8 protein-coding genes are annotated in these 14229 nt (G+C 47.9%); 1 reads left to right on the top strand and 7 read right to left on the bottom strand.

Annotation, left to right across the window (positions count from 1 at the left end; translation table 11 throughout):
- Positions 1-52 precede the first annotated feature (52 nt).
- The 4 genes from rnd to GZ78_RS15140 all read right to left on the bottom strand — a co-directional run bounded on the left by rnd (position 53) and on the right by GZ78_RS15140 (position 4529).
- Entirely contained in the window at positions 53-1198 is a 1146-nt protein-coding gene (gene rnd / locus GZ78_RS15155; RefSeq protein WP_034837625.1) for a ribonuclease D, read from the bottom strand.
- A gap of 456 nt (positions 1199-1654) precedes the next feature.
- Entirely contained in the window at positions 1655-2542 is an 888-nt protein-coding gene (htpX, locus tag GZ78_RS15150; RefSeq protein WP_034837622.1) for a protease HtpX, read from the bottom strand.
- A gap of 101 nt (positions 2543-2643) precedes the next feature.
- Positions 2644-3072 carry a hypothetical protein gene (locus GZ78_RS15145; RefSeq protein ID WP_034837620.1) on the bottom strand — a complete coding sequence of 143 codons (429 nt, stop codon included), beginning with the start codon at positions 3070-3072 and terminating at the stop codon, positions 2644-2646.
- 242 nt (positions 3073-3314) lie between these two features.
- Complete coding sequence (locus GZ78_RS15140; RefSeq protein ID WP_034837617.1) at positions 3315-4529, bottom strand: pyridoxal phosphate-dependent aminotransferase; 1215 nt, start codon at positions 4527-4529, stop codon at positions 3315-3317.
- Positions 4530-5009: 480 nt separating this feature from the next.
- Between GZ78_RS15140 and msrB the strand changes: the two genes are divergently transcribed.
- Entirely contained in the window at positions 5010-5399 is a 390-nt protein-coding gene (gene msrB / locus GZ78_RS15135; protein WP_034838419.1) for a peptide-methionine (R)-S-oxide reductase MsrB, read from the top strand.
- Between the two features lie 160 nt (positions 5400-5559).
- Here msrB and GZ78_RS15130 read toward each other — a convergent pair whose 3' ends face one another.
- From GZ78_RS15130 to GZ78_RS15120, 3 genes are all read right to left on the bottom strand, one after another.
- The gene (locus GZ78_RS15130) at positions 5560-7890 is read right to left on the bottom strand and encodes a hybrid sensor histidine kinase/response regulator (protein WP_034837614.1); all 2331 of its coding nucleotides are present in this window, start codon (positions 7888-7890) and stop codon (positions 5560-5562) included.
- A gap of 372 nt (positions 7891-8262) precedes the next feature.
- Positions 8263-8643, bottom strand: a complete 381-nt coding sequence (locus GZ78_RS15125; protein WP_034837612.1) for a hypothetical protein — start codon at positions 8641-8643, stop codon at positions 8263-8265.
- 543 nt (positions 8644-9186) lie between these two features.
- Positions 9187-14211 (bottom strand): hypothetical protein, encoded by a 5025-nt coding sequence (locus GZ78_RS15120; protein WP_152558758.1) that lies wholly within the window; start codon positions 14209-14211, stop codon positions 9187-9189.
- Positions 14212-14229 lie beyond the last annotated feature (18 nt).

The following is a 14229-nucleotide window of genomic DNA, read 5'->3' as shown; positions in this document are numbered from 1 at the left end:
TCGTTTCTTTAAAATTGCTATGAAACAGAGGAAAAGTGGACTTGAGTCACGATTATCTCTGGTCAGTTTTGTGTTCTTTCAGTGCAAGAATCAAAGGTTTGGCAATTTCCCGCTGACGCCATCCCTTAATGCTTTCAGGGATGGAGAATTGGCCGTTGTTCTGCCACTGACGTAAAAGCGCATTGGACATCTTGCCAGGAAAGAGCAGCTCTACAGGAATATTCAGTTCCGCAGATTTCTCTTGTACCCAGGCTTTGATCAGTTTGCCGTAGTCTCTCGCCGCTTTAGGGAGAGGGGCTGGAAGTTGATCTGGATACTCCGTTTCGGGAATATCTTTAGCCTGCTCGACCAGGTCCAGAATAATCTCACCATATTTGCGAAGGGTCTTGGGCTTCATGTCCTGAATGGAAGAAAGTGAACGTATATTGTCAGGCATGTCGCGGGCGATAGGCCAAAGGCTGCCCTTGGGAATGACCCGGTTTCTTGGTGTATTGCTTTTGCGGGCTTCCAACTCCCGGTACTCACAAATCTTCCGCAGTACTGCCAGCTGCTGGGGGCGCAGTTGCCATGCCCGCTTGACGTCTTTCCAGATTTCGCTGGGGTCCGGGAATAAAGGAGAGGACAGCAGAGCATCACAGTCTTCTTGAACCCATTGTAACTGGGGTTTGTCCTGCAATTGTTTCAGCAATAACTGGTAGGCTTCCAACAGGTGGACGACATCAAGTGTTGCATAGCTGACTTGAGCTTCTGTCAGTGGACGTTGCAGCCAGTCTGAACGGGTAGCATCCTTGGGCAGATCCACTTCAAGCAGGGTCTTCAGCAGGTTCTGGTAACTTAAGGAGTGCCCGAGCCCTGCATAAGCAGCAGCCAGCTGCGTATCCAGTAATGCAACGGGTCGGCAACCGGTCAAGATATTGAACACTTCCAGGTCTTCGCCGCAGGCATGAAGTACCTTGACGACAGACTTGGACTGAAGAACCCTGGCAAATGGGCCCCAGTCCTGAACACTGAGCGGGTCTAACAGGAAAACCTCTTCACCCGTACCCACTTGGATCAGCCCGGGAATGGGATAAAAGGTGTCTGTGCGGATAAATTCTGTATCCAGTGCTATAGCATCCAGCTCAAGCCACTGCTGGCAGTAATGGTTAAGGCTTTCACTGTCGAGGACCCAGATAGGATCAGGATGTTCAATAGGCATATAAGCAGCTGGATTAGAAATAAAAGCTTATTATAAAGAGCTTGTCACTGAAGCCAAAACAATATTCTTCTGTCTCTGTCATGGAATAGGAAGTATCTGGCTCCATAGTTTGAAAATTACAGCTTGAATCTGTTGAAAAGACGAAGGGTTATATGCCCCCGAAATGGGGCATATAGACAGCCCGGCCTAAAATCCAGAAAGAACGGCCATCTTTTCCACTGAATTTGCTTAAATAGGTCAACTATTCGCACAAATTCAGTGAAAAAGCTGACTCGTTCTACTGAATTTTATGCTCGGACGCTATTCTCGGTCAGCCTCCTAGAAGAGTGCATCTTGTCGGAAGCGGTGTTTCGTATAAGAAACGGAGGCTGTTTCTGGAGTGACGAGATTGCTCAAAGCTTTCGCCAGAAATGAAAAAGGCCCGCATGGGCGAGCCTTTGCAGATAGAGCTTAAGATCAACGGTGAGCTTGCAGTGCCTGAATACGATCTTCCAGAGCTGGGTGGCTGGAGAACAGGGCCGCTAGCCCGCCCTGGCCATTCTTGCGAATACCAAATGCGGTCATTGTGGCCGGCATTACACTGGGAGCGTCGTATTCAGCTCTCAGTCTTTCCAAAGCAGCAATCATGTCACCACGGCCTGCCAGTTCGGCACCCGCCTCATCAGCACGGAACTCGCGCTTACGGGAGAACCACATAACAATGGAGCTGGCAGCAATACCCAGAATGATCTCGGCAATAAAACTGACAACATAGAAGCCAATGCCGGGACCGCTGCTTTCTTCATCACGGCGAAGGAAGCTGTCTACGGCATACCCAATAATGCGGGCAAAGAACATGACAAACGTGTTCACGACACCCTGAATCAGAGCCAGCGTTACCATGTCACCATTGGCTACATGACCAATTTCGTGACCGATAACCGCTCTTGCTTCTTTAGGACTGAAACGATCCAGAAGACCCTGACTCACAGCGACCAGTGAGGCATTTTTATTCCAGCCAGTAGCAAACGCATTGGATTCAGGAGAAGGGAAAATACCCACTTCAGGCATGCCAATGCCTGCTTTTTCAGACAGCTCTTGCACAGTGTCGATCAACCAGCGTTCCTGAGCCGTACGGGGCTGGTCAATAATCTGGGTACCGGTACCCATTTTAGCCATCATTTTGGAGAGGAACAGAGAGACAAAGGAACCGGCAAAACCGAAGACTGCACAGAAAACCAGCAGTGAACTCATATTGAGTCCCTGGGCTGTGATATAGCTACCCACGCCAAGGATGTTCAGAGTGATACTGGCTACTGCGATGACAGCAAGGTTAGTGGCCAGAAATAGCAGAATTCTTTTCATTACCGGAATGGTTACCTTAATTAGTCGGATACTGGGAATATGGAGACGCTGAGTCAGGATTTCAATCCTTACTCAGGCATTTTACAGTTGTTTACAGTCTGTTAGCTTTTTATTGTAAAAAAGTGTTGGCAAAGCTGGTTTAGCTGGTGGGTTGTGCCTGACCTCAAGGCTGCTCGAAACTGCCAGCCCAGTGTTCCACGCTTTTGAGCGATATGCTCGGGCTGTTCGTCGAGGTCAACATTCAGGCTGGGTAAACTCAGTCTGAGAAAACTTTTCTCAGTGAGTACTACCTGGTCCAGACCTTCCAGTCGGACTCTTTGCTCGTAGTGGATATAGCCTTCTCTGGCCAGCCACAGAAAACTGTCAAAACAGGCCTGATGTCGTCTGCTGGGTAAGCCAAACTCATCCACAGGTTCTGGGATTATAATGTCATCGACATACAGTGAAGTCAGTCTTGGAAAGGTATTGTAGAGATGTACCAGGGTCTTGGCACAGTCATGAAAAAAATCGTCTATGTGGATGTCTGCCATTTCTTTTAGTTTTCAGTTAACAGTCTTCAGCTAAGGAATCGTCCGTCAATAACTGCCTTATTTAACCAGTCCCCGTTCGGACTGAGCCTGTCGAAGCCCAGAGCCACCACCCTTCAACAAGCTCAGGGTGAACGGAGTTCATGTTTTAATCGGGAAGTTATTTCAAGACAAATCCTAAGAGTATTAAGCTGGCAGTGTTTAGTATAGAACTGCCAGCGTTTAACGTTTAAGTGTTAGCCAATTTATTGTTTATAACGGCTCAGGAATCGCTCAAGTTTTTCTCCTACCATTTCCAGGTCTTCGACCCGGGGCAAGGTGATAATTCTTAGATGATCGGGATCAGGCCAGTTGAAGGCACGACCCTGCACCAGCAGAATTTTCTCCTGAGTCAACAGATCCAGAACCAGCTGTTCGTCGTCGTGAATAGGATACTTCTTAGGATCCAGTCTAGGGAATACATAAAGGGCTCCCTTGGGTTTTACACAGCTGACACCGGGTATCTGATTTAATCGCTCATAGAGCACATCTCTCTGGGCCAGAAGCCTGCCACCGGGTAATACCAGGTCATTGATACTCTGATAACCACCCAGTGCCGTTTGAATAGCATGCTGGGCAGGCACATTAGAGCACAGGCGCATGGATGCCAGCATTTCCAACCCTTCGAGATAATCTTTAGCTCTATGCTTGGGGCCGCTGGCAACCATCCAGCCTGAACGAAAACCGGCTGCACGATAGGATTTGGAGAGGCCATTGAAAGAAATCATAAACACATCATCAGCCAGTGATGCCATAGCGGTGTGCTCTGTGCCATCGTAAAGAATCTTGTCGTAGATCTCGTCAGCAAAAACAATAAGGCTGTGTTGTCGGGCGATCTCAATGATTTCTAACAACAGCTCAGGAGGGTAAACGGCACCCGTTGGATTATTAGGGTTGATGACAACAATGCCCCGGGTTTTAGCCGTAATCTTGCTTCGAATATCATCCAGGTCTGGATACCAGTCAGAGTGTTCATCGCAGAGGTAGTGGACAGCCCGGCCACCTGACAAGTTGGCGGCTGCAGTCCAGAGAGGGTAATCCGGAGCCGGTATCAGAATTTCGTCACCGTTATTCAGTAACCCCTGCATGGTCATGACGACCAGCTCGCTGACACCGTTGCCAATGAATATGTCTTCCAACTCTACGCCAGGAAAACCTTTTTGCTGGCAGTAGTGCATAACCGCTTTACGAGCAGAGAACAGACCCTTGGAGTCCGTATAACCTTGAGAGTTGGGGAGGTTGAGAATGACGTCCTGAATAATCTCCTCAGGTGCATCAAAGCCGAAAGGCGCAGGGTTGCCTGTGTTCAATTTCAGAACACGCTGGCCTTCCTCCTCCAATCTTCTGGCTTCACGCAATACCGGACCACGTATTTCATAGCAGACGTTTTCCAGTTTCAGGGACTTCTCAATATCCTTCATGGGTACTTTTCCAGTGTTGACTCTGGGAGCCAGTCGCACTTATGGCTCCGGGGTCAATTGTGTTTTTGTATGTTGTCATTACTCATGGCTGGGCAGCCATAGAAGGCTGATTGTTTTGGTTCAGCCTCCTGGGAGGCTGACCGAGAGTAGCGTCCGAGCATAAAATTCAGTAGAACGAGTCAGCTTTTTCACTGAATTTGTGCGAATAGTGGACCTATTTAAGCAAATTCAGTGGAAAAGATGGCCGTTCTTTCTGGATTTTAGGCCGGGCTGTCTATTCTCGGACAGCCTCCTAGTGTCCTTGATCAGCAGGGATCAAGGCACCAGATTCCTCAGAACACACGCTGTCTGACTATAAATAGACAAGACTTGGTAAAAAATGTTCTATCTGGAAGGAAATCAGGCGATCATTATGATCGCTTTAAGGCAGCAGTGCACGAGCTAAACCCGGATATTTCAGCTAAAGATGCTGGAGGTGGTATGACTGTAGAAAAAACCGATGCCCAGTGGCAGGAAGAGTTGACTGATGATCAGTATCAGGTTTGTCGGAAGAAGGGGACAGAGAGGCCTTTTTCCGGTGAATACGTTCATTTTGATGGCAATGGCTGCTATAGCTGTGTCTGTTGTGATCAGGTCCTGTTTGAATCGACGACCAAATTTGATGCAGGCTGTGGCTGGCCGAGCTTCTGGGAAGTCGTGGATAAAGAAGCTGTGAAATATATCGAGGATAAAAGCCTGGGGATGGACCGCATTGAAGTCGTTTGCTCCGCGTGTAATGCGCATTTGGGGCATGTATTTCCAGACGGCCCGGAGCCTACAGGGATGAGGTACTGCATGAACTCGGTGGCACTTCAGTTCAAAGAAAGTTAAGTATTGAGTTGTCAGGGTTTAGTTGAAAGTACAGGTATTAAGAAACTGCCTGAAGCTGACTTCTCTGTTCAACCCTCTCAAAACCCGTTCGGGCTGAGCCTGTCGAAGCCTGGTAGCACAACCCTTCGACAGCTCAGGGTGAACAGCGTCCCCATGTTTATCAGGCTGCAAGCCACTTGGACAAAGTGCTTTCAAGCTGTTCCTTGTTGAAGGGTTTTGCCAGATGGTCGTTCATGCCTGCTTCAAGGCACTGTTTTCGGTGTTCATTGAGAGCATTGGCTGTCAAAGCAACTATGGGCGTTTCCCGGGTTTCTATCTGGTCACGCAGTCTTCGAGTGGTGGTAAACCCATCCATGACCGGCATATTGCAGTCCATTAAAATCAGGTCGTAGTTCTTGTGCTGGCATGCTTCGAGGCAGCTCTTGCCGTTATGGGCCAGCTCCACGTTGAAGCCTAATTGCTCAAGCATGCCTTCTGCCACCATTCGGTTGATGGGGTTATCTTCGACCACCAGAACAGAGTAATGGCTGCTTTTTTTATGCTGAGTATTCAGAGTGGCAGGTAACGGCTGTGAAACCTCGTAGCTAATGGTTTGGGTTTTTTCCAACGCCTGGATGAGTAGCGTCCGGGTCAGGGGGAGTGGAAGCCAAACCAACGTATCTGGACTGTTTTCCAGAGGGGTGTGAGCCGCATAAATGACTTTCAGAGACGGGTTATCCAGAACAGCGCTTTTGGCCTGCTCTTTATGGTCAGTAATCAGAATATCTGCCCAATCACCAGGTTGGATCCCGGTTTCACTGTTACTCGCTTGTCGATGGGTAATGTCCCAGTGTGTCAGAAGGTGAGAACAACAGCTCTGCAAAGCTTCTGAGCAGTCAAGCACCAGTTGTCTTTCTCTGGCATCAGAAGGTACAGGCACTTTTTCCTCGGCTGACTCATAGTGGAAAGGTAGCTGCACAGAAAAGGTACTGCCTTCTCCGGGTTCTGAGATGACAGACAGTTGTCCACCCATATTAGTGACAATAGATTGAGTCAGAGGCAAGCCCATACCCGAACCTCCGAAGCGACGGCTGGTATCACTGCTGGCCTGGGCAAAAGGTTTAAAGATTTCATCCAGAGCTGACTCCGGAACACCGATACCGGTGTCACTGATATTCAGCATGATCACCAGACTGTTCTCTGATGTTTTCTGGCAATCAAGCCAGAGGCGAATTTCGCCCTCATCCGTAAATTTTGCGGCATTGCTGACGAGATTGGTGATGACCTGATGGAAGCGGGTAGGGTCTCCCACAACCTCTTCGGGCAATGTAGGATCAATATCACAAAAGATGGGCACCCCTTTAGTGAAGGTTGATTGCCCGGTGAGAACGACCACGTCTTCCAGTGAGCTTCTGAGATCAAAAGGAATCTCTTCGAGAATCATTTTGCCTGATTCAAGCCGGGAGAGATCCAGAATATCATTGAGTAGTCGTATCAGGTGTGTGCCAGAATCCCGGGCAATAGTTAACCGCTGGTGTTGTACTTCAGTCAGTTCTTCGTCGAGAGCAATACTCAACATGCCCAGAAGTGCATTGAGTGGTGTTCTGATTTCATGACTCAGACTGGATAACTGCTTGGCTCGCTGGCTGGCGGTTTCCATAGCTTGACTGCGTGCTTTCTCAAGCTGGCGGTTGGTTTTTTCCAATGTCTCGTTGTTTTTACGAATTTCCCGGGTACGCCGGGCAATAATGGTTTCGAGCTCCGCCAGGTGTTCTCGTAACTGTTCTTCAGCCCGTCGTCGATGATGCAGATGGTGATGGATATTGTTCAGGTAGTGATTGATGGTGCGTGCCAGCAGACCAATTTCATCATTCTCATGCCCCTTGGGTTCCGGTAACTGAATTTTGTTACTGTCTTCCGGATGCTCGACCATTCGGTCAGTAAGGTTGAGCAAAGGTTTGGTTAACATCAAGTAGAGCATGATGAACAGCACCAGAGACAGTAAGAATGTTCTGACCAGCCCTGTGACCATTGTCACAATTGAGCGGTCAAAAAACTGAATACTGATAGGGCGAGTGTCCGCTACGATTTTTAACCAGCCAAGCTTTTCATCTTCATCAAAGGGTACCTTCAGTTCTCGGATATAGGTTCGGCTGGCGCCAAACAACATATCAGTAAAAGGCCGGGCCTTATCTTGCTGTGGCTCTTTGCTGACAGCAGCCAATGCGGCACCTGAAGGATCAACGATTTCTGCCCTGACGATGGTAGGTGATTCGATCAGTCCCAGCACCAGCTCATTGGCCAGCTCTTTATCAATGTTATAGGCAATCCGGGCGGCGGGTGTACGGGTAATGGCGATATAGGTTTCTATGGTGGCATCAATTTGCCGGTCCTGGGACTGGTAGTCGGTGATGACCTGAAACAGACTCAGGAATAGCCCCAGTATGAAGGCTATGACAACGGTGTTACGTGCCTGTTTGAATGACAGTCGATCCCTGAAACGGATTGGCATGAGAGTCGCTTTATCTTAATTATTGCTCTGCCGCTCTTTTTTACCTGCATTTGCCTGCTAACGCAATAAGGAAGTCTGGATATCTCAGCAAGTGTCGAGTGTATTGCTTGTAATTCTATACCTGATTATTGGTGTATCGGATTTATGTTTAGATCGGAAACTTCATAAAGTTGCAAAGACTATAAAAGCACTGTCGTGTTCATTTTTTGCTGGACGTGAACGTTAACACATCCAGATTGTCATCTTTTTGCCGAAGCTTTATCGTCATGACAGTATTTTGTGGTCTGGTTCATGCAATAAAAATGAGTATGACGACAAAACACTTCATGAAATTTCCGGGTTAGGCAATGATGCCTTATGCACAAGCTGAACTTATTGCTCTGCTTCTTCTGGGTAGTATCCTTCCAGTTCTCCCTGGTCTTCCATTTCATCGAGGTCAGCTTCATCAGGAACTGGATAAGGAGAGCCGGAATCATCCTGTTCATTGATGAACTGTTCAACGACTGACCGCTCTTCATCATCTTCTGTTTCATTCCAGTCTGCATTGCACACAGTCACTGGCCCCAAAGTCAGTATCAGAGTCAGAGATGTGGCTGCGCAAACTGAAAAAAGGGAAGTAATACCGAACAATGATTCTGTAGGTTTAAAAGGGTAGGGGTCGACTATAGAGTCATGCTTCCGTTCAAGCATTTCGTTAATTGAATTTGCTTGAGCATTATTCATTTGAGTTGTTTTTTCAGAAAAGGAAAACATGCACTAATACCTTCTCGTAGAGGGTTAATCGAAGCTTGACCAGGCTGTTCATCATTGCACTTTTAGAGGCTTATCCAGCGATTCCTGTGAATCTATATCGGGTATTCATGTTGAATACAGAAGTCATTAACAGACTATTGCATCACTCCTGAAGCCAGATTTTTTGATACAGAACTGTTTCAGATAGAGCCTTTAATCAGTTTTCTGTCTTTATAGTAAAGCAACAGGTTAGGAGTAGTCCCAAAATAACTTCCTTATTCAAATCTGCTCAAAATCCGTTCGGGCTGAGCTTGTCGAAGCCCAATGCCATAACCCTTCGACAGGCTCAGGGCGAACGGAATCCGGGTGAAAATCGGGAAGTTATTTTGGGACAAATCCTTAATCGTATTATTCATCGTATTGCTTTCAATTTTTTAAAGGTGTGTGACTTGTCCTGTAAACGATTAATGGGCTGCCTTTTAATAGGAAGAAGCCAGTATGTATCCTTCATACTGGCTTCGTTTGATAACCCTTAGAGGGTTATGCGTGGGTTGCTGATATTAATCAGAACTCGTCGTGTCCAGTATCCCAGTCTTCATTATCCCAATCATCATCCAGATTGAAGTCGTCAAGGTTAATCTCTGAAGTGGGTTGTTTGAGTACTGGGGTTTCCTTAGGTGCAGTACTTGTAGTGGTTGAGGTAGTAGTGGTTGAGGTAGTAGTAGCCGGTGTTATCGGCACTGCTGTCGTCGTTGTAGTGACCGGAGCTGCTGTGGTTGTGACTTCCCAATCTTCTTCTTTATCCAAATCTACGGGAGGGGTTGCTGGTGTTTCAACAGGCTCCATGGATGCAGTCGTTGTCTGGACGACGCTGGATGAGCTAGGTTCAGACACTGGTTCACTGCTAACCGAAGTATCGACTGTGGTCGATGTGGTCACAGGCGCTTCGGTAGTCGTTGTTACAGTTTCCCAATCTTCATCTTCATCCAGATCTACGAGAGGGACTGCTGGTGTTTTAACCGGAACGGTTTCAGAGATTGCTTGTGTGACAACAGGTGTTGAAGTCACAGAAGAAGCCTTAGTTGATTTTATTGGAGGTTTGCCAATAATATCGATCTTTTCATCCTTATCATCAACCTTTTGCCATTCATAGAAGGCACCCAGAGTATAAGAATAAGGAATACTTTCTGCATGCGAGAATGACCACTTGGGCACATTTTCCTTGAAGTACTTTTCCCAACCCTGGTCATAGAGTTTCATGGTTTGATCACGACGTTCACGGAAATGCAGATAGTTGCTCTCATTACGTGTCCAGCCATGCATCATGTTACTCTTTTTAACACGCTGGGCATAAGCCTGATCAGTTTCGTTATGGCGTTGTGGATTAGCAACAGCAGTACGTCTTATGTACTCTGCTTCACTTTCGCCAGTGCCTCTCCAACGGTTGATCGAGTCAATACCCCTACCCACTGGGCCACTTAGCCACTGAGTGAGCATTTTGTTGTCGTTCATGAAGAAGTCATAAGAAACACCCGCGGCCATAGATGCCAAGACAACTTGAGGCGTGGTAAATCCAGACATCAGGCCGTAGACATAGGATCCAGCGGTGGTCACTGGACCAAGCACTACACCGGCTGTAACTGAGGCCAGCATTTTCACTTTTTGCGGTGTTACTCTATGCAGCAACGGTACCTGTATTCCTTGTCTGGAGCCCATGGATTTCACCATTTGAGGCACCAGGCGGAGAAAGCTGCGATACATATGTGGGTTGGCATGGTACTGTCTGGCAAACAGCATCTTACCCGTGTTCAACATGATGCCCATTGATGCGGCCTTGCCAAATGGCATCAGCAGACCACCGACTTCAGTAATTCTTTCTAAATCACTATGGAAGGCATACTGACCGGTTCGGTCCTGATCAATTTCATAGCGTTCCAGCCAGTTCTGGAAAGGCGTTGGTATTCTGTGCAGATAATCCCCTCGGTTAGTCAGGTCCAGGAGGTAAAGGTACCCCATGTTAGAGAGTGCAAGTTTGCTTGCCTGCCAGGCAGTACTGGTGGCCAGTAGTGGTTTGTAACTGTTGAAATACCAGGTCACGGCCTGTACCAGATAGGCCGAAGGTTTTACCCAGAAATCAAATACCTGGTGTTCAACAGCCGATGCGTGAAGCTGTGAAAGAGTGCTGGTGATAACCTTGATCAAGTCGGACTCTGCCACGCCGAGGGCATAGGCATAAGGTGTCAAAGTCTCTTGAATATTGGCAAGAAAAGCTCCTGTTTGAATGCCGTTATTCAAGGCTATATCGTCCAGAATAATGTTAGCGATGATTGAAGCTGCATATTCCGTCATGCCAGTGACAGACTCTTTCATCCCTGTTGGACCGGTGGCGGTCACGGCGACAGATTTAAAGGCGCTATCTATAAAATTATCTATTCCGTCGTCGGACAGCATTGTAATAATTTTCTTGAACGGAGCCACCTCAACGCCGTGTTTGTAGCTAAGGAAATGTTCTAGCTCTTGATACTGCTCTGCGAATGCTTCTTCTAATGCTAAAAGCTGGGCTGTTTGATCTACAGTAGGCTTTTGAATCTGCTGCGCTTGACCAAGAGTCCTGGCTGCCCTCATGTAACTTCCAAGTTCAGCATGGTTGACCAGACCGTCACGCAGCAGAACAATGACCATGTTACCGTTTTCTGACTGTTCAGCAAAGTAATCTGAAAAGGCCTTCAGGTAACGAGGGTCGTGCTCTTCATAGTTTATGGCGCTCGATCCCAGACCATTAATTACGTCATCGAAGTGCTGAGGGCCGGTTTGTATCTGAGCCCTTGCCTGATCAGCCAGATCCAGAGCTCTCTGGAATGCTGTTACAGGTTCGCCATCATCTATTGCTTGAGCGGTTGGGAAAGTCTCCTTCAGTTTTCTGAAGACTTCAACAATGCGACTGGACTGTTCAAGAGTCAATTCATCGCCGACCAGTGCCTGCAAGCGAATGGAAGCAAACTCATCGTCGAAGTCGAAAGCGACAAGGTTGATATCTGGCTTATTAGCTTTTTTCGCTGCGTTAGCCAGACCAATAGCTGCTCTCAGGGCTTTATCTTTGAAGATGTTATCGTTCGAATAAGCTTGTATCGCTAACTCGACTTTTGCCTGTTTCGGCGTGTACTGGTAAGGGCCACCTTCATTCTCTACGGCTTCTTCTGCTGCCATCACTACTGCGTTTTTTGTCTCAAGTTCTTGCTGCATAGCTTCAAGTTCAGCTGCCAGTTGGAGCTGTTGTTGAGTCAGCTGCTCGATCTTGCCTCCATTACCATCATCACCACCCAGTTGTGCCTGTTTGTCTCTCAAGGCATTAACCCGGGCATCATGCTCATCGGTAGGGGCGGGCTTAAGGCCCATACTTTCTTCAGTAGTTTTAAGAAGGGCTTCATGATCATCCAGATCTTTCTGCGCGACAGGAACAGCTGCTGTTTTCTGCTTCAGTAGCAGATCCAGCTGATCCTTTTCGTTTCTAAGCCTTGTCTTCGCTGCCTGGTCATCGCCCACTAAATCGGCAATCTCTTGCTTCTTACGATCCAGATCCTGTTGTGCATTCCTTTGTTCCTGCTCAGCATTGGCCACAGCCAGACGTTTCTGCTCATGATCCTGAAGGAAGGTAGTGACCTGATCGTATTTTTTTCTTGTTTCAGGCAGTTTACCTACCACTTCTTCAACTTCATCCTGACCATGAGTAGCTGTATAGGCTGTGATGGCATCGAAGTAATCACCTTCTTCCAGTACTCCGGGGTCACCCTCTACAGGAACCTTCAGATCTGTAGTGACAGCTCTCAGTTTCTCAGCGGCTTCACCTCTTTTTCCGGCACCATCTCCCTGAAGGTGTTGCCTGATGGCATCGACACGATCATCGGTGTTCTGCTCGTCAGGAGCATCCAGACCTAAATCGGTCTGAATCTGCTTCATTTTCTGGTTGAGAACAGTGGCTTCTTCATCCGTGATGGGGTGAACACCTTCACGACCCGTAATCTCCAAATGCTTGCCACGAACCGCTTCCAGTTCACTTTCAGTTTCCGCCAGAGCTCGCTTGGACCAGGCTACCTCACGATCAAGCACGTATCGTGGTTTGGGGCTGAGGCGAGCTACTTGTTTATCGAGCACGGCATCAATATCCGCAATACGATCTTTAACGGTTAGCTGACCAGCGCTGTCTATCTGACTATCCAGTTGATGGAGTTTTCTCTGAAGTACTTCATTCTGGTTGTCAATAGGAGCCGCTTCATCAAAGTCCTCAATGCCGAGCAGCTGGGCTATCTCATTGTTCCGGTTTCTTCTTGTCCCTTCATTTGCATAGGCTTCGTCGACTTCGTCATTTAACACCTGAACCTTGGCTTTAAGGGCTTCCTTTCTGTCATTCAGACCAGGATTGTCGTCATCGTACTCAACATCCAGTTGTTTTGCTAACTCATCACTGAAAGCCTTACCTCTTTCATCCGCGTTTTTATCAGCGTTGATATCCAGGTTCTTTTCAGCAGCTTCAAGCAGTGCGGTCTGTCTTTCCCCGGCTCTCTCATCCACTTCTTCAACTTCGTTGGTAAGACGATCACGAAGCCTCTGGAGCTTGTCATCTCTGTTGCCCTGAGGAGCTTCTTCCTCGTCATCATCTTGAAGGGCAATCTCTATATCGTTCAGAATCTCTTCTGTGACGTCATCGGTGCCCAGTTTTTCATGAACTCTGGCCAGTCTTTTGGCCCTGTCGTCGTTTTCATCAACTTCGAGCTCGAGCTTATCTTCCAGAACTTCGAGTACGTCAATGGCTTCTTCTTCTGAACGCTCCCTGGCTTGAGTGATGTATTTCTTCATCTCCTCGGAAATGGCCCAACGACGAAGATACTCATCATCCTCTTCATCCGGGTCAGCCATCTCCAGAGCTCTTTCCAATTTACCCAGTGTTTCTTTTACTTCAGGCTTAGCTTTGGGATGTCCGGGCGTTCTGATGTCTTCCAGTTCTTCGACGAGCTTGTCGACTGTGCCCTGCATGGCTTCTTCAAGCTTTGTATTTCGGTCGTCGAGGGTACCGGCATCATCCAGTTCAATGCCAAGAACGGCGGCTAAAGCGGCCTGTTGGGCTTTGACGTCAGCATCGTTTCCAGGGCCTGCAACAGCGTTTAACTCCTGGATTCTCTGCAGCAGAACCGCTCGCTGGTTGTCAAGATCAGCATCGCCATCAAAACCCTGAATGTTCAGTTGTGCGGCGATGTCTTGATAGCGGGCCTTGACCTGAATTTTATTCTGCTGATCGAGCTCCGCCTGGATGGCAGCATGCATCTTCGCCCGGATGGCAGCGTTTTGCTGATCCAGGGCTGCGTCATCATCAAAGTCAACAATACCCAGCTGTTGAGCCAGCTGTGCATTGCGTTGCTTGGCAAGGGCATCGGGCTGCTGGTTTAGCTCTTGGAGTTTGGCTTCAATGGCTTCATTTTGTTCAACCAGAGTGGTTTTTTCGGCGAAAGGATCCATACCCAGGGTCTGGGCCAGAGCAGCATTACGGGCTTTGACCTGAGCTTCAGGCTGCTGACCGAGCTCACGCAGTTTCACCTGGATGACATCGTTTTG

The organism is Endozoicomonas numazuensis, from assembly GCF_000722635.1.
Taxonomy (GTDB): Bacteria; Pseudomonadota; Gammaproteobacteria; order Pseudomonadales; family Endozoicomonadaceae; genus Endozoicomonas_A; species Endozoicomonas_A numazuensis.
This window is presented reverse-complemented; position numbering and strand designations above follow the sequence as displayed.

Excerpts from the sequence above, each read along its gene's own strand:
- rnd (WP_034837625.1), bottom strand. The coding sequence starts at position 1,198 with ATGCCTATTGAACATCCTGATCCTATCTGGGTCCTCGACAGTGAAAGC.
- htpX (WP_034837622.1), bottom strand. The coding sequence starts at position 2,542 with ATGAAAAGAATTCTGCTATTTCTGGCCACTAACCTTGCTGTCATCGCA.
- GZ78_RS15145 (WP_034837620.1), bottom strand. The coding sequence starts at position 3,072 with ATGGCAGACATCCACATAGACGATTTTTTTCATGACTGTGCCAAGACC.
- GZ78_RS15140 (WP_034837617.1), bottom strand. The coding sequence starts at position 4,529 with ATGAAGGATATTGAGAAGTCCCTGAAACTGGAAAACGTCTGCTATGAA.
- msrB (WP_034838419.1), top strand. The coding sequence starts at position 5,010 with ATGACTGTAGAAAAAACCGATGCCCAGTGGCAGGAAGAGTTGACTGAT.
- GZ78_RS15130 (WP_034837614.1), bottom strand. The coding sequence starts at position 7,890 with ATGCCAATCCGTTTCAGGGATCGACTGTCATTCAAACAGGCACGTAAC.
- GZ78_RS15125 (WP_034837612.1), bottom strand. The coding sequence starts at position 8,643 with ATGTTTTCCTTTTCTGAAAAAACAACTCAAATGAATAATGCTCAAGCA.